At 69.9% G+C, this 19030-nt stretch carries 20 protein-coding genes; 10 read left to right on the top strand and 10 right to left on the bottom strand.

What is annotated here, in order from left to right; all coding sequences use genetic code 11:
* Positions 1 to 300 precede the first annotated feature (300 nt).
* The 3 genes from FJY74_05590 to FJY74_05580 all read left to right on the top strand — a co-directional run bounded on the left by FJY74_05590 (position 301) and on the right by FJY74_05580 (position 1831).
* Positions 301 to 903 carry a hypothetical protein gene (locus tag FJY74_05590; protein ID MBM3307780.1) on the top strand — a complete coding sequence of 201 codons (603 nt, stop codon included), beginning with the start codon at positions 301 to 303 and terminating at the stop codon, positions 901 to 903.
* Positions 904 to 1119: 216 nt separating this feature from the next.
* On the top strand, positions 1120 to 1695 hold the full coding sequence (locus FJY74_05585; protein MBM3307779.1) for a hypothetical protein: 576 nt from the start codon (positions 1120 to 1122) through the stop codon (positions 1693 to 1695).
* The gene (locus FJY74_05580) at positions 1676 to 1831 is read left to right on the top strand and encodes a hypothetical protein (protein ID MBM3307778.1); all 156 of its coding nucleotides are present in this window, start codon (positions 1676 to 1678) and stop codon (positions 1829 to 1831) included. Before FJY74_05585 ends, FJY74_05580 begins: the two co-directional genes overlap by 20 nt.
* A gap of 174 nt (positions 1832 to 2005) precedes the next feature.
* Here FJY74_05580 and hcp read toward each other — a convergent pair whose 3' ends face one another.
* The 3 genes from hcp to FJY74_05565 form a co-directional block, all read right to left on the bottom strand.
* Entirely contained in the window at positions 2006 to 3679 is a 1674-nt protein-coding gene (hcp, locus tag FJY74_05575) for a hydroxylamine reductase (GenBank protein ID MBM3307777.1), read from the bottom strand.
* Between the two features lie 2 nt (positions 3680 to 3681).
* On the bottom strand, positions 3682 to 4185 hold the full coding sequence (locus FJY74_05570; protein MBM3307776.1) for an Rrf2 family transcriptional regulator: 504 nt from the start codon (positions 4183 to 4185) through the stop codon (positions 3682 to 3684).
* A gap of 106 nt (positions 4186 to 4291) precedes the next feature.
* Positions 4292 to 4924, bottom strand: a complete 633-nt coding sequence (locus FJY74_05565; GenBank protein MBM3307775.1) for a YigZ family protein — start codon at positions 4922 to 4924, stop codon at positions 4292 to 4294.
* A gap of 134 nt (positions 4925 to 5058) precedes the next feature.
* Here FJY74_05565 and FJY74_05560 point away from each other — a divergent pair, with 134 nt between their 5' ends.
* Positions 5059 to 6105, top strand: coding sequence for a hypothetical protein (locus tag FJY74_05560; protein ID MBM3307774.1), 1047 nt, complete (start codon positions 5059 to 5061; stop codon positions 6103 to 6105).
* On the opposite strand, the gene FJY74_05555 is transcribed toward FJY74_05560, so the two are convergent.
* The 4 genes from FJY74_05555 to FJY74_05540 are packed head-to-tail and all read right to left on the bottom strand — an operon-like array spanning position 6102 to position 8960.
* On the bottom strand, positions 6102 to 6974 hold the full coding sequence (locus FJY74_05555) for a metal ABC transporter permease (protein MBM3307773.1): 873 nt from the start codon (positions 6972 to 6974) through the stop codon (positions 6102 to 6104). The genes FJY74_05560 and FJY74_05555 overlap by 4 nt on opposite strands.
* On the bottom strand, positions 6974 to 7732 hold the full coding sequence (locus FJY74_05550) for an ABC transporter ATP-binding protein (GenBank protein ID MBM3307772.1): 759 nt from the start codon (positions 7730 to 7732) through the stop codon (positions 6974 to 6976). Before FJY74_05550 ends, FJY74_05555 begins: the two co-directional genes overlap by 1 nt.
* 5 nt (positions 7733 to 7737) lie before the next feature.
* Positions 7738 to 8703: a zinc ABC transporter substrate-binding protein gene (locus tag FJY74_05545; protein ID MBM3307771.1), complete on the bottom strand. Its 966-nt coding sequence runs from the start codon at positions 8701 to 8703 to the stop codon at positions 7738 to 7740.
* Positions 8700 to 8960, bottom strand: a complete 261-nt coding sequence (locus FJY74_05540) for a CopG family transcriptional regulator (GenBank protein ID MBM3307770.1) — start codon at positions 8958 to 8960, stop codon at positions 8700 to 8702. Before FJY74_05540 ends, FJY74_05545 begins: the two co-directional genes overlap by 4 nt.
* Positions 8961 to 9148: 188 nt before the next feature.
* On the opposite strand from FJY74_05540, the gene FJY74_05535 reads away from it, so the two are divergent.
* From FJY74_05535 to FJY74_05510, 6 genes are all read left to right on the top strand, one after another.
* Positions 9149 to 9562: a transcriptional repressor gene (locus tag FJY74_05535; protein ID MBM3307769.1), complete on the top strand. Its 414-nt coding sequence runs from the start codon at positions 9149 to 9151 to the stop codon at positions 9560 to 9562.
* A complete protein-coding gene (locus tag FJY74_05530; protein ID MBM3307768.1) occupies positions 9559 to 10131 on the top strand; it encodes a rubrerythrin family protein in 573 nt (190 codons plus the stop codon). Before FJY74_05535 ends, FJY74_05530 begins: the two co-directional genes overlap by 4 nt.
* A gap of 70 nt (positions 10132 to 10201) precedes the next feature.
* Entirely contained in the window at positions 10202 to 10576 is a 375-nt protein-coding gene (locus FJY74_05525; protein MBM3307767.1) for a desulfoferrodoxin, read from the top strand.
* A 37-nt stretch (positions 10577 to 10613) separates the two neighbouring features.
* A complete protein-coding gene (locus tag FJY74_05520; protein ID MBM3307766.1) occupies positions 10614 to 11120 on the top strand; it encodes a hypothetical protein in 507 nt (168 codons plus the stop codon).
* A 90-nt stretch (positions 11121 to 11210) separates the two neighbouring features.
* Positions 11211 to 11726, top strand: coding sequence for a ferritin (locus FJY74_05515; GenBank protein ID MBM3307765.1), 516 nt, complete (start codon positions 11211 to 11213; stop codon positions 11724 to 11726).
* Positions 11727 to 11730: 4 nt separating this feature from the next.
* Complete coding sequence (locus FJY74_05510) at positions 11731 to 12924, top strand: FprA family A-type flavoprotein (protein MBM3307764.1); 1194 nt, start codon at positions 11731 to 11733, stop codon at positions 12922 to 12924.
* A 35-nt stretch (positions 12925 to 12959) separates the two neighbouring features.
* On the opposite strand, the gene FJY74_05505 is transcribed toward FJY74_05510, so the two are convergent.
* The 3 genes from FJY74_05505 to FJY74_05495 form a co-directional block, all read right to left on the bottom strand.
* Complete coding sequence (locus FJY74_05505; GenBank protein ID MBM3307763.1) at positions 12960 to 14279, bottom strand: glycosyltransferase family 39 protein; 1320 nt, start codon at positions 14277 to 14279, stop codon at positions 12960 to 12962.
* Positions 14276 to 16177 carry a glycosyltransferase family 39 protein gene (locus FJY74_05500; protein ID MBM3307762.1) on the bottom strand — a complete coding sequence of 634 codons (1902 nt, stop codon included), beginning with the start codon at positions 16175 to 16177 and terminating at the stop codon, positions 14276 to 14278. Before FJY74_05500 ends, FJY74_05505 begins: the two co-directional genes overlap by 4 nt.
* 150 nt (positions 16178 to 16327) lie before the next feature.
* On the bottom strand, positions 16328 to 18994 hold the full coding sequence (locus FJY74_05495; protein MBM3307761.1) for an agmatine deiminase family protein: 2667 nt from the start codon (positions 18992 to 18994) through the stop codon (positions 16328 to 16330).
* Positions 18995 to 19030 lie beyond the last annotated feature (36 nt).

Genomic DNA, 19030 nt, shown 5'->3' with positions numbered 1-19030 from the left:
GCTTCCCCGGAGGAAGGATACCCCGCCGAGCCGGCCGGTGCAAGCGACACCCCTGCTCCCATTGCGAGTGAGGTGTAGCCTCGATGGTAACCACAAACGCAGGGCAATGTGATGTTAGGGAACCTGATCCCGGAGCCTGGACTTCCTGGGTCTGTCTGGGGCACCCGCGCTCGAGCGCGGGTGCCCCGCTGTTGGGGGCTGGGTTTCGTCCTTGCCTGGGCAGGCCGCTTCGTGCGACCATCCGAGGACGCTTGCGAAGCCCTAACCCCCACCAGCCCGCGCAGGCGGGTCTCCCACGGGATGAGCGACACGACGGACGCGAAGCGCTGGGACGAGAAGGTCGCGACCACGGTCTCACAGGTCGCAAGCCCGCCTGTGCTCCTGGCCGCGGCCATGGCGATACAGGCGGCGGTGACGGGCGACGCGGTCGCCTGGTTCTGGGCGGCGGTGTACGTGTGCTGCGCCGTTCCGGTTCCCGTCGCCTATCTGCTGCGACAGATCCGCCACGAGACAGTCGCGGACCTCGAGATCGGTCGACGGGAGGAGCGGCTCCGCCCTCAGCTCGTCACGGCCGCGTTCCTCGGGTTGGGCTGGATCGCGCTGCTTGCAGGCTCGGCGCCCGCGCCGATGTCGAACCTGGCCGGCATCCTCTGGATCCAGGCGACCGTGATTCTCGTCGTGACCATCCTCTGGAAGATCAGCGTGCACTGCGCCACGGCCGCGGTCGCCGGCATGCTGACCTGGCGCCTCTTCGGAGCGGTGGTCCCTGCGGGACTGGCCGTCGCGATGATTGCGTGGTCACGCTGGCGACTTGGCCGGCACACCGTCGCCCAGACGCTCGGCGGCATCCTGCTGGGCATCGCCGTGTTCGTGTTCGCCTTCCGATCCGCTCCCACGTTCTAGCCGGTTGTCAATGCGACCTCCATCTGGCCAGCGCAGTGTGAACTGTGTTGGCAGTGTCGCGCGCTGCGCGCCGAGGCGTGCGCGCGGTACTGCGCATGATGCGGGCGGTTCCGGGTGCGCGCATTCCTGAGCCGCCCGATGGCATACGCTATGCAACCGCGGGAACAGACCACCCTCTTCTGACCTTCCGAGCGAAGCGTGCTAGGGGGTGACAGCATGAGACGGAGTGCCATGCTTCTTCCGGCCGTTCTGGCGCTGCTCGCGGTCCCGCCGCGTGCAGGGGGGGAGCGCTCCGTTAGCTGCGTCCTGTCACCCGGCGTGCGCGCGAGCCTCAAGCACAGGATCGCCGTGGAGCAGGAGACCTGGCCGTCGGCCCTTGCCGAGACGCGGGCCGGCCGGGAGCTTCTGCGCCTCGAGGCGGCCGGCGGCTTCCGCCTGCACGTTCGGGTCCGCGAGACGCCCGGTGACTACGCCGTGTGCGTCATCTATGTGGACGCGGGCGGCAGGGTCGTGCTCGACGGCAGGTCCCGGTTCGTCCTCGCCTACGGGAAGCGGCGCGTGGAGAGCACGGAGATCCTGTTCACGGACAGCATCCAGGAGCGACGCGTCTTCAGCACGGCGGACGGACCCATCGTGCTGACCGATCGCTCGACCGGATACGCGAAGGCCGCAAGCGGCGGCTACCTCGCGATCGTGCGGTTCCCCGACGGGTCCCTGCCGAAAGGCAGGGACTGGCTCCCCGACATGTTCGTGCTGAGAGGAGGTGATGGCAGTGACTACGCTCAGAGCTAGGATCGCGCTGGTCCTTCTCGTGCTGGCGGCGTCCCCGATCGTGGCGTTCGCCGCCGAGCAGGCCGAGCAGGAGTCCCTCTGGGACTGGATCGTGCGCTTCCTCGTGTGGGCCGCCGGCGGGTGGCACGGCTACTAGACCGGCGGTCAGCGGCGCCTGAGGACGGTACCTCCGCCGCCGCCTCAGAGATCCTCGCAAGCAGGTCAACCCTGCCGTGTCCGACAGGGCACACAACGAGCGCGAGGCCACACCGTGTGACCTCGTGCTCGCGTTCTCCCACAGATGTCCAGCCTCGAACCTCGGCCAAGTCCCTCACGCTGTGCCCGCGGTCCCATAGTCCCCCGCGCCCAGGATGCTCTCGAGGTCCTGCGCCACCGTCGTGATCGGCTTGATGTCGAACTTCTCGACGAGGATCGCGAGCGCGTTCGGCGACAGGCACGCCGGAAGCGTCGGGCCCAGGCGGATGCCCTTGATCCCGAGATGCAGCAGCGTGAGCAGCACGGCCACCGCCTTCTGCTCGTACCAGGACACGATGAGCGAGAGCGGGAGGTCGTTCACGCCCACACCGAACGCTCCGGCCAGCGCCTGAGCGATCTTGACCGCCGAGTACGCGTCGTTGCACTGCCCGACGTCGAGCAGCCGCGGGATCCCGCCGATATCACCGAAGTCCAGCTTGTTGAAGCGGTACTTCCCACAGGCGAGCGTGAGGATGACGCAGTCCTTCGGCACCGATTCGGCGAACTGCGTGAAGTAGTCTCGTCCGGGCTTGGCGCCGTCGCACCCGCCGATGAGGAAGAAGTGGCGGATCTTGCCCGTCTTCACGGCGTCGATCACCGCACCCGCCACGCCCAGGACAGCGTGGTGGCCGAACCCCACCGTGATGCTCTTCCCCGGCTCGTCCGCGGCGAAGCCGGGCGCCGCGAGCGCCGCCTCGATGACGGGGGAGAAGTCCTCGCGCGTCACGTGCCGCACGCCCGGGAACGCGACGAGACCCGTCGTGAAGATGCGACCCTTGTAGCTCTCCGTGGGGCGTTGGATGCAGTTGGTGGTCATGAGGACCGCGCCCGGGAAGGCGTCGAACTCGCGCACCTGGTCCTGCCAGGCGCTCCCGTAGTTCCCAACGAGGTGCCGGTGCTTCTTGAGGCCCGGGTAGCCGTGCGCGGGGAGCATCTCGCCGTGCGTGTACACGTTGATGCCCTTGCCCGCGGTCTGCTCGAGGAGCGCCTCGAGGTCCTTGAGGTCATGGCCCGACACCACGATGGCCTTGCCCTTGACGGGCGTCACGCGCACCTTCGTCGGCGTCGGATGTCCGTACGCGCCGGTGTTGGCCTCGTCCAGAAGCTCCATCGCGCGGAGGTTGAGCTCGCCGACCTTGAGCGTCCAGGCGAGCAGCGTCTCCGCCGGCACGTCGTCGCGGGTGAGAAGATCCAGGGCCTCGTGGAAGGCGCCGTAGACGGCCGGATCGTCCTGGCCGAGGATGTGCGCGTGGTCCGCGTAGGCCGCCGCGCCCTTGAGCCCGTACGTGATGACCTCGCGCAGGCTCGCGGCGTCCGCGCCGTACTTCGAGGGCCAGTCCTCGATGGTCGCGTCCCGTCCCTGGGCCAGCAGGCCCTCGAGATCGGCCGCCGGGGCCCAGGTTGCCGGTCCCGCCGGCGCCTCGGGGGTCTTCCCGGCCTTGCGGCACGCCGCCTCGTACAGGCCGCGAACCCTGTCGCGGACCGCCGCCGCCCTTCGGATGAGCGCCGCGAGCCGGTCGGGGTCGAAGTTCACGTTCGTGGTCGCCGTGAAGAGCGCCTCGACGACGAAGACGTCCGCCTCGGCGTCCACCGCTCCGAACGCCCGCGCCCGGTGCGCGTACTGCGAGACGCCCTTCGCTGCGTGCAGCAGCAGATCCTGCAGGGTCGCCGTCGCCGCGTCCTTCCCGCACACGCCCTGGACCGTGCACGCGATGCCCTTGGCCGTCTGTTCGCACTGGTGGCAGTACATCGTCACCTCCCTGTCCTTGTGTGTCCTGAGCCTCTCCTCGTGTCTGATCTGCCTGATCGATCTCGTCGGCGTGCGGGCCGCCGCGTTCGCCCCGGCGCGAGCGACGTTCCCAGGCCGGCGAGCGTGACGCTCGCAAGGCCGTCCGCGACATCCGCAGTCACCCTGGACAGGAGCGCGCTGAGCGGGCAGGCCGCGCCGCTGCAGATGGGCAGACCCAGCATGCACCCGGAGCGGGGGAGCGACCCTTCGATCGCCTCGTACACCTGAAGGAGCGACACCGACGCGGGGTCATCCGCGAGCACGAATCCCCCGCCGGGCCCCCGACGCCCCGTCACGATGCCAGCGCGCGCCAGACGCTGAAGCACCTTCGACAGGTGAGCCTCGGACGCGCCGATGGCGCGCGCCATCTCGTGGGTCGTCAGCGCCGCGCCGCCCGCGCCCGCGAGGAGGCCGCAGGCATGGACCGCGATCGTGACCGCTTCCGATGGTCTGGCGAGGCCGCTCATGGTCCCGGGCTCCCTTGGCGTTGTCCGCGGCTATTCTGGTACTCGTGTACCAGAATATACGACGAGCGGGTCCGCTGTCAAGACGCATTCTGCCTGCGCGTCGGAGTCAGCGTGAGGGATCGGTGCCGGCCGGGATCACACGCGCGAGACCGCGGAGGGACTCGAGCGCCTGCCGCAGACGGGCTTCCTCGTCCCGCGGGACGCTCACGCGGAGGAGGACCCCGGCGCCGTAGGTCTGCTCGACGACGGAAGCGCCGACATCATCGAGAAGGCGTTCCAGTTCGCGGAGGCCGGCGTAGGCGGCTTCAAGGCGGAGTTCGACGCGTTCGACGTGCTCGACGGTGGGGAGGGACGCGAGCGCGTCCATCACGCTGGCCGCGTATGCCCGGGCGAGGCCGCCGGTGCCGAGCTTCAAGCCGCCGAAGTAGCGGGTCACGACGGCGGCGACGTCCCCGACGCCGCTGCCGAGAAGGGCGTTGAGCATCGGGCGCCCCGCGGTGCCGCGGGGCTCGCCGGCATCGCTCATTCCGATCCTGGCCGTGTCGCCCGGGGGGCCCGCGACGTACGCCCAGCAGTTGTGCGAGGCGTCGGGGAACTCCGCGGCCACGCCGGACACGAAGAGCCTCGCCGCCTCGGGGGAGGCGGCGTGCCCGACGGTCGCAATGAACCGGCTCCGCTCCACGACGCGCTCGGCGCGGTGGATCCCGGCGGGGACGGGGTATCTCCTGCTGCTGGTCACGGCGACATCCTACCACGGCGATGGCCGGATCGGCCGCGCGAGGGGAGGGGTGCGCCACAGGCTCGCTTCTTGACAGTCTGGCAATCATGTGATAATCTCATTGTATGGCGATCCGCCCGCTCAGCGCCCCATCCTTGGTCATCCACGCGGCCCTGCTCGTCCTGCTCGCGGCCGTGCCGGCCGGCCCGGCGCTGGCCGCATCGACCGCCAACGTGCCTGAGAGCAAGCCGCTCCTCGCAGGACTGCCGGAGGGCGCGGGGACCCGCGGCCCGGGGGAGGACATCGCGTCGGCGATCCCGATCGCGTCGCTGCCCTTCATGGCGGTCGGGACGACGGCCGGACGGGCCAACGACTACGACGCGGCCTGTCCATACGCGGGCTCGACGGCCCCGGACGTCGTCTATGCCTTCACCCCGGAGACCGACGTCAACGTCACGGTGAGCCTGTGCGAGTCCTCGTACGACACGAAGGTCTACGTCTTCCGCGACGGCCCCGGCTCCGTCGTGGTCTGCAACGACGACGCCGAGTGCGGCGGCAGCGGCTGGCAGTCCATGCTCGACCACGTGGACCTGGCCGCCGGGCACACGTACTACATCGTCGTGGATGGCTACGGGACGAGCTCCGGGGAGTATCGGATCGCCGTGCTCGAGAACGGCCCCTGCGTGCTCGAGTCGCCCGCCCGGCTCATCGTGGAGACGGAGCCGCCGTGCCGCGACGGGTGGGACGACTCGTGGAACGGCGGGTGCAACTCGACCCCTCGCGTGTTCCAGAGCATCCCGCCCAGCGACGCCACGATCACGCTCAGGGGCGCGAGCGGAACCTACACCACCGACGGCGTCGGCTACCGCGACACCGACTGGTTCCGGCTCGACGTCGAGCAGCAGAGCACCATCACTGTCTGCGGCAGGGCCGAGTTCCCGCTGCTCATGTGGGTGCTGCGACGCGGGCCCGGCGAGGGGTGCAGCGATCTCGAGCACCTCGCCCGCGCGGCCGGGACCGTCTGCGGTGACGCCTGCGCGACGGTGACGGTGGAGCCCGGCGAGCACTGGCTCTGGGTGGGGCCGTCCGTGTACTCGGGGGTTCCCTGCGGAAAGGGCTACGTGGTCACCATCGACGGCTACACGGCGCCCTCCACCGAGCGGCTCGCGAGCTGGAGCACGATCAAGGCCATCTACCGCTAGATCCCCCCCGGCGCGCCCACCGGCCACAGTCGAGACCGCCTGATCCGCCGCGCCGGCGGGACAAGAAGCGCGTACGCGGCGCCCGCGAGCACGATGATGGTCGCTCCCGAAGGAAGGTCCAGCGCGTAGCTCGCCGCGAGGCCGCCCGACGTGAGGACGAGGCAGACAGCGCCCGCAGCGACCATCATGGACAGGAGGCTTCGCGTGTAGCGCCCCGCGATCGCCGGCGGGATCGTGAGGAGGGCGATGCTCATCACGATGCCCACGACGGTGACGAGGAGCACCACCGAGAGCGCGGTGAGGATGACGAGCAGCATGTGGTGGAACGCGACGTTCACGCCGCGCGCGACGGCGAACTCCTCGTCGAAGGACGTGGCGAACAGGCCGCTCCGGAACCGGACGGCGGCCGCGAGGACGATGACATCCAGCGCGGCGATGAGCCAGATGTGCCCGCGGGTCACCATGAGGACGTTGCCGAAGAGGTAGCTCACGAGGTTCTGCCCGTACCCCGGCGTCCTTGACAGGAACAGCACGCCGGCCGCCATGCCGACCGCCCACACGACCCCGATGACCGTGTCGGGCCTCTCGCGGCCCCGGGCTCCCGCGATGCCGATGACGACGCCCGAGAGAACGGCGGCGACCGCCGCGCCGTGGAGAGGATGGAGCGCCTGCCACCCGTGCGCTGCCTCAAGATACGCGGCCGCGCCGATCCCCCCGAGCACCGAGTGCGCGACGCCTCCGGCGATCGCCGTCATCCTCCGGACGACCACGTAGCTGCCGACCACGGCCGCCGCGACGCTTGCGAGCGCGCAGGCAACGAGCGCGTGCCGCAGGAAGGCGTGGGTGCCGACCGCCTCGAGGAACCCCATCATCGCTCGCCTCCGTGTCCGCGGGCGTCCCGGTCGTGGCGCACCGCGAGGACCTCGCGCCCGTACGTCGTGCGGATGGCCTCGCCGGTGAGCTCACACGTGGGGTGGACGGTGACGGTTTCCTTGACGCAGACGACCGTGTCGGCGATGGGGGACACGAACCCGAGATCGTGCGAGACCAGGACGATCGTGAGCGTCCCGGAGAGCGACGCGAGGAGATCGTACAGGTCGTTCTCCATCGCGACGTCGAGGTTCGCCGTCGGCTCGTCGAGGAGCAGGAGCTCAGGGTCGGCGACCAGGGCACGCGCGATGAGCGCGCGCTGTCGCTGGCCGCCGGACAGCGCCGAGAACGGCGTCCGGCGCAGCTCACCCAGTCCGACGCGCTCCGCCGCGGCCGTCGCGGCCTCCCGGTCGCTCCGCGTGTAGGCCGCCGCGGCCGGGCCGATCCGTCCCGCCAGGACGACGTCCCCCACCGGTGCGGGGAACAGCGGGTCGATCTGGGCGCGCTGGGGCATGTAGCCGATGCGGCTGCGCGCGGCCTGCGGCGTCGTCCCGAGAACCTCGACCGTGCCGCGCGAGGGCTTCAGGAGCCCGAGCGCGAGCTTGAGGAGCGTCGTCTTGCCGCCGCCGTTGGGACCGATGACGGCTGCGAACCCGCCGCGCGGGATCGTGAGCGTGACGTCGCTCACGGCGGGCCGCTGACCGTAGGCGTAGGAGACGCTCTCGAAGCGGACGGCGGGGTCAACGGCGGGCGCCATGCCGGTCAGCCTCCCGCGGACAGCGCGGCCGCGACCGCGCCGGCCGCCTTCCTCATGCTCGCGATGTAGTCCCTGGCGAGCGGATCGAACGGCACGACCGCGCCGCCGATCTCTCGCGCGATCGCCTGCGCGCTCAGCGTCGAGAACTGCGGCTGGACGAAGATGACCCGGATCCCGTCTCGCCTCGCGCTCTCGATGATGCCCGCCACGCGCCTCGGCCCCGGTTCCCTGCCGCCGGTCTCGATGGCCACCTGCCGGAGGCCGTACGCGTCGGCGAAATAGCCGAACGCGTCGTGGAACACGTAGAGGCTCCGACCGCGGAGAGGCGCGAGCGCCGCGGCGATCTCGGCATGGAGCGTGTCGAGGTCGGAGAGGAGCGCCTCGAGACGCCGACGGTACTCGTCGGCGCCGGCCGGGTCGGCCTCGACGAGGGCGTCACACACGGTGCCGGCGATGGTCTTCATGAGGCGCGGGCTCATCCAGATGTGGGGGTCCGCCTCGCCGTGGTCGTGCCCGGCATCCGCGCCGTCATCGTGCGCCCCGGGCCGATGGGCGCCGTCGTCCGCCCGTCGTCGCGGCACGCCCCGGCCGACATCGACAACGGCCAGCTGCGGAGCGACCTCGGCGATGCGCCCGAGGAGCCGCTCCTCGAAGGGCAGGCCGGTCCGGAAGTAGAGGCGACCTCCCGACAGCGCCGCCATCTGCGCCGGCGTGGGCTCGTACGTGTGCGGGTCCTGGCCTGCGCTCACGGCCACGCGAACCTCGACCCGGGGCCCGCCGACGCGCTCGACGACGAAGGCGATGGGGTCGATGCCTGCGACCGTGCTCAGCGCGGGCCGCTCGGGCGTCGCCGCGGTCGAGGAAGCGGCCGCAGCCGGCGCGGGCGCGCCCGCCGCAAGCTGGAGCGCCACGACGGCCGCCGCCGTCGCGAGGCGCCACCTCCCGCGCCACCGCGCTGCCCGGGCCCTCACGGCTTCCTCGCGCAGTAGATGCGTGGCTCGTGGCAGTGGCCGCACGTCCTGATGGGGTGGTCCTCCGCGAACTCGTTCCAGTGACGCTTCTGGTCCGGCGTGAGCGTCCCCGTGCCGCTGCACAGAGGACACGCGCTCTCGAGCGCCGCGAGGATCGCGCCGCGGATGAACTCGGAGCGATTGGCGATCCCCTCGATCGCATCGAGGAGCGCCGTGTCCGCCTTGAACGATATGGTCTCCGTCTTCTTCCTGGGCATGCGGCCCTCCCGGTCACCGTCCGCCGACTGGCAACGACCGGGAGTATCACATCGTACTACCCGGCCGTCAAGCGCCGGCACTCGCGCGCTTGACTCCGAAGCGTTGTCGGTTATGCTGCTAACGCGAATCGTTCGCATTTCCCCCTTCGAGGGATGACGGCGTGGCGGAACAGGGCAACGGCTTTCGCATGACCCGGGCGAGAGCGGCGATCCTCGAGGAACTCGAGCGGTCTCACAGCCATCCCACCGCGGACGAGCTGCATCTGTCCGTGAGGAAACGGCTCGACGGCGTGAGCCTTGCCACCGTGTACCGCGGGCTCGACGCGCTGGCCCGCGAGGGTCGGGTGCGCGTGATCGAGACGCAGGGTGGGGCGAGGCGCTTCGACCGCGCGGAGGGGGAGCACTACCACGCCGTCTGTGACCGATGCGGTCGTGTGAGCGACGTAGGGCTCTGTCTGCGGACGCCGCTGGAGTCCGCGGTGGTCGGCGGTGACGGCTTCCGGCTGACGGGGCACAGACTCTGTTTCACCGGGCTCTGCCCGGCGTGCGTTGAGAAGCAGCGGAAGGCGCGGAAGAACGGCAACGGAAGGAGGGCGAAGTGAGCGTCAAGGGAACGAAGACCGAGAAGAACATCCTGACCGCGTTCAGCGGCGAGTCGCAGGCGAGGAACCGCTACACGTACTTCGCGAGCAAGGCGCGCAAGGAGGGCTACGTCCAGATCGCGGACGTCTTCGAAGAGACCGCGAACCAGGAGCGCGAGCACGCCAAGCGCCTCTTCAAGCTCCTCGAGGGCGGCGAGGTCGAGATCACCGGGAAGTTCCCGGCGGGCGTCGTCGGCACGACGGCCGAGAACCTCGCGGAGGCCGCCGGCGGCGAGAACCACGAGTGGACGACCATGTACCCCGAGTTCGCGAAGATCGCCCGCGAAGAGGGCCTGAACTCCATCGCGTGCATCTTCGAGGCGATCGCGGTGGCTGAGAAGCAGCACGAGAAGCGGTACCAGGGGCTCCTGGGGAACATCAAGGCCGACCGCGTGTTCAAGAGGGGTGAGAAGGTCGTGTGGCGCTGCCGCAACTGCGGCTACATCCTGAGCTGCGCCTCGGCGCCCGAGAAGTGCCCGGCGTGCGATCATCCGCAGGCGCACTTCGAGCTTCTGTGCGAGAACTGGTAGCGGGCGGAGGCGTGTTGAACGACGAGACGCGGCCGGGTAGAATCACCCGGCCGCGCCCGCGGAGGACGACATGACGGCGAAGCTGCAGATCTACAAGTGCGAGGCGTGCGGGAACATCGTCGAGGTCCTGCACGAGGGGGCGGGCGAGCTCGTGTGCTGCGGCAGGCCCATGGCGCTCGTGACCGAGAACACCGTGGACGCGTCGAAGGAGAAGCACGTCCCGGTGGTGGAGCCGACGGCGACAGGCGTCAAGGTCAAGGTGGGAGGCGTTCCGCACCCGATGGAGGAGAAGCACTACATCGAGTGGATCGAGGTGATCTCGGATGGCAAGGCCTACCGCGAGTTCCTGCAGCCGGGCGGGGCGCCCGAGGCCGTGTTCCGCGTCACCGGGCCCATCGCGGCCGTCCGCGAGTACTGCAACGTCCACGGCCTGTGGAAGGCGTGAGCCGACCGCGCGCGGCACAGCGAGACCGGGAGGCACCGTGACGGTAGAGCAGGCGATCAGGACCGCGATCGAGTACGAGAACAAGGTCCGAGACCACTACGCGAAGGCGGTGAGAGGAGCCGAGCACGCGTCCGCGAGGCGCGTCTTCCAGCTCATGGCGGATGAGGAGCAGCACCACGTCGACTACCTCGAGCACAAGCTCGCGGAGTGGGCCCGGAACGGCCGGGTCACGGCGTCCGGGCTCGGGACGGCGCTGCCGTCGCCCGGCGCGATCCAGGCCGGCATCGCTAAGCTCGAGACGGCGGGGCCGGAGCGCGCCAGCGGAGCCGAGATCGACTTCCTGGAGCAGGCCCTGGTCGTGGAGACCGAGACCAGCGGCTTCTACCGGAGGATGGTGTCGGAACTCCCCGCCGAGGCGAAGGCGCTGTTCTCGAGGTTCCTGGAGATCGAGGACGGGCACCTCGCGGTGGTCCAGGCGCAGATCGACCAGCTCAGCGGCACCGGGTACTGGTTCGACGTGCGTGAGTTCGACCTCGAGGGGTAGCGGGAAGCGCCAGGGCCCGCGACGGCCGTCAGAGAGGTTGACGGGTCCGAGGACGCGCGCCGGCGGCGCGCCGGAAGGGGAGACGAACCGATGCTGAGCAAGAAGATGCAGGGCGCTCTCAACAAGCAGATCAACGCCGAGACCTACTCCGCCTACCTCTACCTCTCCATGGCGGCCCACGCGAAGTCGCTCGGCCTCGACGGCTTCGAGAACTGGTTCCGCGCGCAGGTGCAGGAGGAGCTCGTCCACGCGATGAAGTTCTTCGACTACGTCAACGAGCGCGGCGGGCGGGTGACCCTGACGGCGATCGACGCGCCGCCGGCCGCCTGGAAGTCGCCGCTCGCGGTCTTCGAGGCGACGCTCAAGCACGAGCAGCACGTGACGAGCCTCATCAACAAGCTCGTGGACCTCGCGGTCGCGGAGTCGGACCACGCGACGGCGAACATGCTGCAGTGGTTCGTCGCCGAGCAGGTGGAGGAGGAGGCGACGGCCGACGGCATCCGGCAGAAGCTCGCGCTCGTGGGCGACCGCGGGAACGCGCTCTACATGATCGACCGCGAACTGGCGACGCGGGTGTTCACGCCGCCCGCCGCGGCGCAGGAGTGACCTCATGGCCGAGCCGTTCCGGGCCGTCAGGATCAGCGAGCGGGTCTTCTGGGTCGGCGCCATCGACTGGAGCATCCGGGACTTCCACGGCTACGCGACGAACCGCGGGACGACCTACAACGCGTACCTCGTGATGGCCGACGAGATCGCGCTCGTTGACACGGTGAAGGCGCCGTTCCGCGACGAGTTCATGTCGCGGATCCGGTCGGTCGTGGACCCGCGCGACATCAAGGTCATCGTCTCGAACCACTCCGAGATGGACCACTCGGGGCTCCTGCCGCAGACCGTGAAGGCCGTCGAGCCCCGCGAGGTCCTCGCGTCGCCGATGGGCGTCAAGGCGCTCGCGGAGCACTTCCACGGCCTCGCGGGCGTGACGGCCGTGAAGGACGGCGAGCGGCGGAGCCTCGGGAACGCGACCCTCACGTTCTACGAGACCCGGATGCTCCACTGGCCCGACAGCATGATCTCCTACCTCGACGGCGACGAGGTCCTCTTCTCGCAGGACGCGTTCGGCATGCACCTCGCGTCGAGCGAGCGGTTCGACGACGAGCTGGACCCGGCGCTCCTGAACGAGGAGGCCGCGAAGTACTACGCGAACATCCTCATGCCGTACTCCGGGCTCGTGACGAAGGCGCTCGATCGGCTCGGGTCGCTGAAGTTGCCCGCGAAGCTCGTGGCGCCGGACCACGGCCCGGTGTGGAGGAGGGGCTTCGCCGGGATCCTCGCGTCCTACGCGCGCTGGGCCGAGCAGCGGCCGACGCGGAAGGCCGTCGTGGTCTACGACACCATGTGGGGGAGCACGGCCGCGATGGCGCGGGCGATCGGCGACGGGCTCGCCGCCGGCGGGGCAAGTGCGAATCTCCTGCCTCTCTCGGCCGCCGACCGCAGCGAGGCGGCCACCGAGGTCCTCGAGGCGGGCGCGCTCCTCGTGGGCTCGTCCACCCTCAACGGGCAGATGCTCCCGACCGTCGCGGACATCCTGACCTATCTCAAGGGCCTCAAGCCGGCCAATCTCGTCGGCCAGGCGTTCGGGTCCTACGGCTGGAGCGGCGAGGCGGTCCAGCACGTCCAGGACGCGCTTGTCCAGATGAAGGTGGACATGGTGGGCGAGGCTCAGCGATGCAGGTATGTCCCAACAGGAGAGCATCTCGCCTCCTGCAGGGCGCTCGGGGAGCTGGTGGCCGCACGGCTTCCGTGAGTGCCCAAGTTCCTGCGGGGGGGACATGGGCGGGACTATCCCGCCAGCGCGGCTCCTCCCGGCTGCAGCCTCGTCCGACACAGAAGCGCAGCCATCGTCGCGCCGGCGAACACCGCAATGACGGGCTCGACGGGCGAGCGCGCCCTGAGCGAGCCGTGGAACGCGAGCGCGACGAGCGTGTTCGACGCCACGACCGCGTAGAGGAGCGCAAGGGTCCGCCACTTCCGCGCCGTCACGGCCATCCCCAGCAGGAAGAGCGGCATCGCGACGAGCGAGTAGAGCCAGCCGACATCCGCCCCCAGGAGCATCTCGCCGAGCGGGCGTGACCCGTCCACGCTGATCGCTCCGTCGGTGTCCTTCACCCTGAGGCCGCTCCGCAGCCTCCAGAACCGCTGGAACTTCCATCCCATGAGGCGGAGCATGTGGTCCGGGTGCTCGCGCGCGAACTCCCGGCCCATCTCCCACGCCTTCCTGTCGAGCTCGAGCTCGCCGAGCGGCGCGAGCTCATCCCATCGCGGCACCGCCGTCCTCGGCAGCACGACCGACCCGCGGAACGCCGGCTCCTCGACGATCCGCATGTTGTTGCTCTCGTAGAACGTGATGCCGCCGTGGGTGGAGAACGCGACCCACTCCCCGAGGACGGCGCGGTTGCGCGCGGCCCACGGGAGGATCGCCGCGACCGCGACAGCGAGGAAGATCGCGGCGCCGGCGAGCCTCCGGCGCACGGTCGCCCTCCCGAACGCGAGGACGACGAACGGGATGAGGAGCACGAAGGGCGCGCTGTCCGGCCTCGTGAGACACGAGGCTCCACCGAGCAGCCCGCCGAGCGCGAGCCGCCCCGGCGCGAGTCGTTCCGAGACGGCCTCCTTCGCAAGGAGGATGAGCATGAGGAGCAGGAGGACGATCGCGAGGTTCTCGGTCATGATGAGCGCGCTCAGGTAGATGAGGGACGGGTTCACGGCCGTGAGCGCGGCGGCGACGACGCCGGCGGTGGGCGAGAAGAGGCGTGCGGCGACGATGTACACGAGGAGCACGATGCCGGCGCCGAGGAGGATCTGCAGCACGCGGCCGGCTGCGTGGCTCGGGCCGGTCACCCGGTACACCGCGCTCAGGACGACCGGATAGAGCGGCGGGCGCGCGGCGGTCGGTTCGCCCTCGGGGCTTATGAACCCCCTGCCCGCCGCGAGGTCGGCGGCGTGCCTGTGGTAGTCGGGTTCGTCGCCCCAGCCCACCGAGTGGAAACCCACCACGGCGACGCAGAACGCGATCCGCGCTGCGAGGGCCGCGACGAGGATGACCGGGAGCAGGATCTTCGGATGGAGACGCATGCCGATCCCCTCTGTGCCCGCGCTCACCTCTCTCCGGCCGGTGGGTTCTGCCGCAGCCCGGCCTCGGTTCGCGCGAGTCCTGCCGTCGCTCTCCGATCGCTGGGACGCAGTCGCAGGGCTGCGGCGTAGCGGTCCCGCGCGGCACTCAGGTCGTCCGTCATCTCGAGGACCACGCCTGCGTTGTACTGCGCCTCGAAACTCTCCGGTAGGCTACGCGACGCACGGACGATGTAGGGCAGTGCCTCGTCGATCCTGCCGAGCGTCCCGAGCGCGGCCCCGAGATCCGTCATGACAGATGCGTAGTCCGGCTTCTCCTCCAGCGCCTTCCTGTACTCCGTGATGGCTCCGTCGAGCTTCCCGAGGCGGTACATCACGATGCCGTTCTGGTAGTGCCACTTGGCGATGTTGGGCTCGTACCGGGCGAAGTTGGTGTTCGAGACGACGAGTGAGGCAGCGAGCGCAAGGCACCACGGCGCGAGCCGCCACGCGTCGCGGGCGCGCGCCAGGGCTAGGAGATGATCCACGCCGAGGCCGGCGAACAGGAACACGAAGGGGAGGATGGGCTGACGATACCTGTTGATGTTGGCGAACGGGGCGTACGACGCATACCACGCGGCGATGAGCGCGAGGACGAACACGCCGACCTCGAACGATGCGTCGCGGTGGCGGCCGAGAGACGCCACTCCAGACCGTGCCGCAACGGTCCGCCGCCGGCCCCGCCACCAGAACATCGCCACGCCGACGATCGCGAATCCCAGCGGTGGACCGAATCCCACGGGGATTCTCGAGAGCACGGCAGACGCTCCGCGGTCGGGCTCGATCACCCTGTTTCCGCCGCCGACTTCGCCGGGGCCCCAGAACAGAAGCGCCTTGTGCCAGAGGAGTGCCGCGAAGTCGCCCGGATTCCTGCGGATCCAGTCCACTGCAAGGCGGGAGAAGTAGCTCGAAACCTCGGAGTGCTTCATGCGGCGTCCGACGTTGCGCTCAACGCTCTCCACGATCCGCAGGTGGTCGAAGCACGTATCCAGCGTGCCTATGCCCGGGAGCGTGATCTTCACCTGCCCGTCAGCGCCCTCTCGGTTCCCCACGTACAGGTTGATTCCGCCATTCGAGGAGATGGGCACGAGATCCCGAGCGACGACGTAGTTCCTCACGGTGGCCGGGGAGACGAGGATGACCGTGCCCGCAACGACCGCGGCCACGGTCTTGAGTGCGGCCCGCCCCTCGCTCCGCCGCGCGAGGATCCACCAGGTCCACCACGCGACCGGAACCACGAGGATGAGCGCGTTGGGGCGCACGAGCCCGAGGAGGCCGATGAGCCCTCCCGCGCAGAGCGCCATCCACGCGGGTCGCCTGCCTGCGGCCCAGCGCACGAGCAGGTGCGCGAGCGAGAGGAGGAGGAAGATGGAGAGGACGGGCTCCTCGAAGTCCGCCTCCGTGTAGATGAACGGCCAGTACGTGACCATGAGGGCCGCGAGGACGAGCGCGGTGACGTTCCCGAAGAACCGCCGCGCGAGGAGGAACGCGAGGAGCGCGTTGGCGAGGCCGAGCACCATCTGCACGACGCGCGGGCCGAAGTAGCCCGGGCCCGTGAGTCTGTACACGGCCGCGAGGAAGTAGGCGTATCCGGGCGGGCGGAAGTAGGGGATCTCCCGGATGTGCGGGTCCACCTCGTAGAACGGCTGCTTCCAGTCGCCGAACGCGAGCGCGCGCGCCCAGTAGTTGTGGAAGTCGGCGTCGGCGAAGGGGACCTCGAAGTCGGGCCTATGCGAGAACTCGGCGAGGTAGAGCCCGCGGAGCGTGCCGCCGAGGGCGAGGATGACGAGGAGGGCGACGAGGGCCCAGCGGGGGCCGCCGCGGCTGGCGGGCTGCCGTCCCGGCGCCTCCCGGCCTTCCGGGGCGGGCTTGCGTCGTCGCTTCGTCACGGCCGGACCCTCCCTCGGATCGTCGTGGTCCGAGCACGGGGTTCAGACTAGCACGCCGCGCCGCGCGCGCGCAACCGGCAGGCCCGTCGACAAAGCGGGGCCCCGACCGCAGCCGGGGCCCCGCATGCGCGCGTGTTGCGGCGTCGCCGCCTACTTCAGCAGCACGCCCTTCACCGACACCGTCTCGCCGCCCTGCGTCAGGCGGAAGAAGTACACGCCGCTTGCGACCTGCGCACCCTCGTCGTCTGTGCCGCCCCACGAGATCGCGTGCGGTCCGGCCGGGAGCGCGCGGTCCACGAGCGTGGCGACCTTCCTGCCGGACCCGCTGTACACCGAGAGCTCGACCGGCCCGGCCGTCGGCAGCTCGAAGGCGAGCGTCGTCACCGGGTTGAACGGGTTGGGGCTGTTCTGCCTGAGTGCAAGGCGCGGCGCTGTGCCGGCCGGCACTCCCGTCGTCCCGATGCCGAAGAACCCGAGGATCTCCTCGAGGAGCGCCTTCCTCGTGGACGGCGGCGCCCCGTTCACGAGTCCCCCGAACTCGAACGAGCAGCCGACGGTCTTGTACGAGGCCGCGGGGTTGGCGATGCCGCAACCCTGGTTGTCGGCGGGGTTCCTGAAGACCGCGAAGGCCGACCCGACCGGCGCGATGTGGTCGATGTAGCTGTTGCCGCCGGTGTACGAGAAGCTCATGCCCGCCGTGAACGTGCCCGCCTGCCCGAGCACCGTCGAAAGGTCGGCGGTCCCGTCCGACGTGCCGTTGATCCCGAAGTGGCCGTTGTAGATCGTGCGCGCGCTGTCGTACGCCCAGCAGTCGCCGCCCTCCATGTACACGTTCCCGCCGCCGTTCAGGTAGCTCACGATGGCGTTGGCCTGCGACGTCGAAAGGGCGTAGTTCTGCGAGTAGATGCCCAGGCAGATGAACGCGGCCCGGTACGCCGCGAGATTCGAGGGCATCGTCGTCGTGTACTCGTAGCTCAGTCCAAGCTCGCTCAGTACGGCGCCGATCGCAGCGCCGGAGAGCGGGCTCGGATCCGGCTCCCAGATGACGACGTCCACCGCGGACACGACGCCGAAGTAGTGCGTGCCCGCCGCCGGCGACACGGTCTCGTGCGGCGGCGTCGCGGCGTCCCGCGCGACGATGCGGTAGTTCACGGCGTCGCCCGCGCCGGCGCTCCCGGGGAACGCGCACTCGTAGCGGAACGTGCCGGGCACGCGGGCCATGGCCGCGTCGGGCTGGCGCGCTCCGTTGATCCACGACTCGAGCGTCACGGCCGCCACGGCGATGTCGTCCGTCACGGTCGCGCTCGCGGTCGGGGGCCAGGTCGACGCGAGCTGAGCGGGCATCGGTGTGTGCGCGATGACCGGCGCCTGCGTGTCCACGAGGACGGAGAAGTCGTGCGGGTCGGCGGCCCCCATGTACGGGTGCCTCTCTCGGCGGCCGGAGTTGTCGGCCGCCGAGACGTAGTAGAACACGTCGGTGCCGACGTTCTGCGCCGGGATGTCGGCGTAGAAGGAGTCCGTGCCCGCGATCGCCGTCATGACGACCGGCGTCCACGCCGGCGCGGACGAGGTCTTCCAGTGGACGCGCACTGAGTCGGCGATGAGCCCCGCGCCGATCATGTCGTCCACGAGAGCCCTGACGCGGTAGCCGTTCTCGCTGTCCGCCGTGTCGAAGAGCGGCACGTGATCGATGTAGAGCATGTACCGGTCGGTCACGCCCATCGCGCGGCAATGGATGGCGTCGTCGGACAGCCACGAGCCGGTGAAACCGAGGACCTCGTAGCCCGGCATGGCGGCCTGGTATGTCGCGATGGCGGCCGCGTCCCAGGCGGTCCCGTACAGCGGCACGAAGACCTTGTCGTTCAGGATGAGCGAGTTCGTGTACGGCTCGTTGTTCGGCGTGTACACGCGCACGATCTCGTACGGCCGTCCCCACGAGCTCGTGAGGGTCGAGATGTACGCCACGTTCGCCTCGATGCGCGCATAGTCGGTGTGCGTCGAGGGCACCGAGCGGATGAGGATCGTGCCGGGGGAGAGGAGCTTCGCCCAGCAGTCGATGTGGTGGATGCCGCTCGTCTGGATGTACGGGAGCTTCTCGTACTGCGTGATGCCGAGGTAGGACTCCATGGTGGCGTCAATCTGCGCCGGCGTGAGCGAGGGGTTCTCGTCGATGACGAGCCGGCTCGACATTGCAATGCCGCGGCCGTCGGACATGTAGTTCCCGCCGGTGTGCGTGAGGCTCATGCCGTACACCGGAATGCCCCAGGCCGTCCCGATGGTCGCGGGGATCACGTCGTCCAGCGGCCTCGGGCGGTTGTAGACGTGGTCCACGATGCCCTGCTGGTTGTTCCCATTGACGATGAACCAGGGGCCGTAGTCGCGGGTCCAGATGCTGTTCGTGGACGCCGTGATGAACCCCACGTGCGCCATGTTGCACCCCGCGTTCTGCAGGTCGTTGTAGGCGCTCGTCTGCTGGGAGGAGTTCGCGACGATGACCCAGAGGGTGACGTCCTCGGCGTACTCGACCAGGAGACTCAGCGGGTTCCCCCACGGGTAGCGGACGATGACGCCGGTCATCGGCTCGAACTCACCGGGATTGCGGGCTGGCCCGGGTGGCGGCGCCGTCCTCCGGTGGTCGCGCCCGATGAGGTGGAGCATGCCCTCCTCTTCGGGCGTGAGTCCGATGGGGAGGTAGCGCTCGCCCTCGAGCGTCTCGGCGACGGACTTCTCAGGGGGCGTCTGGTCGGCCGGAGCGGCGGGGCACAACCCCGCGACCAGGGCCAGGCAGACGAGCAGCGTCGCTGTGCGGAGCGTCATGGCATGAGCCTCCGACTGGGCGTTCACGAATCCGGT

Origin of the sequence: Candidatus Effluviviaceae Genus I sp. (genome assembly GCA_016867725.1) — a bacterium.
Classification (GTDB): domain Bacteria; phylum Joyebacterota; class Joyebacteria; order Joyebacterales; family Joyebacteraceae; genus VGIX01.
Note: the sequence above shows the minus strand (reverse complement) of the source record. Positions and strands in the feature narration are given on the sequence as shown.

Coding starts and splice junctions, on each gene's coding strand:
- FJY74_05550 (MBM3307772.1), bottom strand. CDS start 7,732: ATGGCGCCCGCCGTTGACCCCGCCGTCCGCTTCGAGAGCGTCTCCTAC.
- FJY74_05535 (MBM3307769.1), top strand. CDS start 9,149: ATGACCCGGGCGAGAGCGGCGATCCTCGAGGAACTCGAGCGGTCTCAC.
- FJY74_05495 (MBM3307761.1), bottom strand. CDS start 18,994: ATGACGCTCCGCACAGCGACGCTGCTCGTCTGCCTGGCCCTGGTCGCG.
- FJY74_05540 (MBM3307770.1), bottom strand. CDS start 8,960: ATGCCCAGGAAGAAGACGGAGACCATATCGTTCAAGGCGGACACGGCG.
- FJY74_05590 (MBM3307780.1), top strand. CDS start 301: ATGAGCGACACGACGGACGCGAAGCGCTGGGACGAGAAGGTCGCGACC.
- FJY74_05585 (MBM3307779.1), top strand. CDS start 1,120: ATGAGACGGAGTGCCATGCTTCTTCCGGCCGTTCTGGCGCTGCTCGCG.
- FJY74_05515 (MBM3307765.1), top strand. CDS start 11,211: ATGCTGAGCAAGAAGATGCAGGGCGCTCTCAACAAGCAGATCAACGCC.
- hcp (MBM3307777.1), bottom strand. CDS start 3,679: ATGTACTGCCACCAGTGCGAACAGACGGCCAAGGGCATCGCGTGCACG.
- FJY74_05570 (MBM3307776.1), bottom strand. CDS start 4,185: ATGAGCGGCCTCGCCAGACCATCGGAAGCGGTCACGATCGCGGTCCAT.
- FJY74_05525 (MBM3307767.1), top strand. CDS start 10,202: ATGACGGCGAAGCTGCAGATCTACAAGTGCGAGGCGTGCGGGAACATC.
- FJY74_05555 (MBM3307773.1), bottom strand. CDS start 6,974: ATGGGGTTCCTCGAGGCGGTCGGCACCCACGCCTTCCTGCGGCACGCG.
- FJY74_05510 (MBM3307764.1), top strand. CDS start 11,731: ATGGCCGAGCCGTTCCGGGCCGTCAGGATCAGCGAGCGGGTCTTCTGG.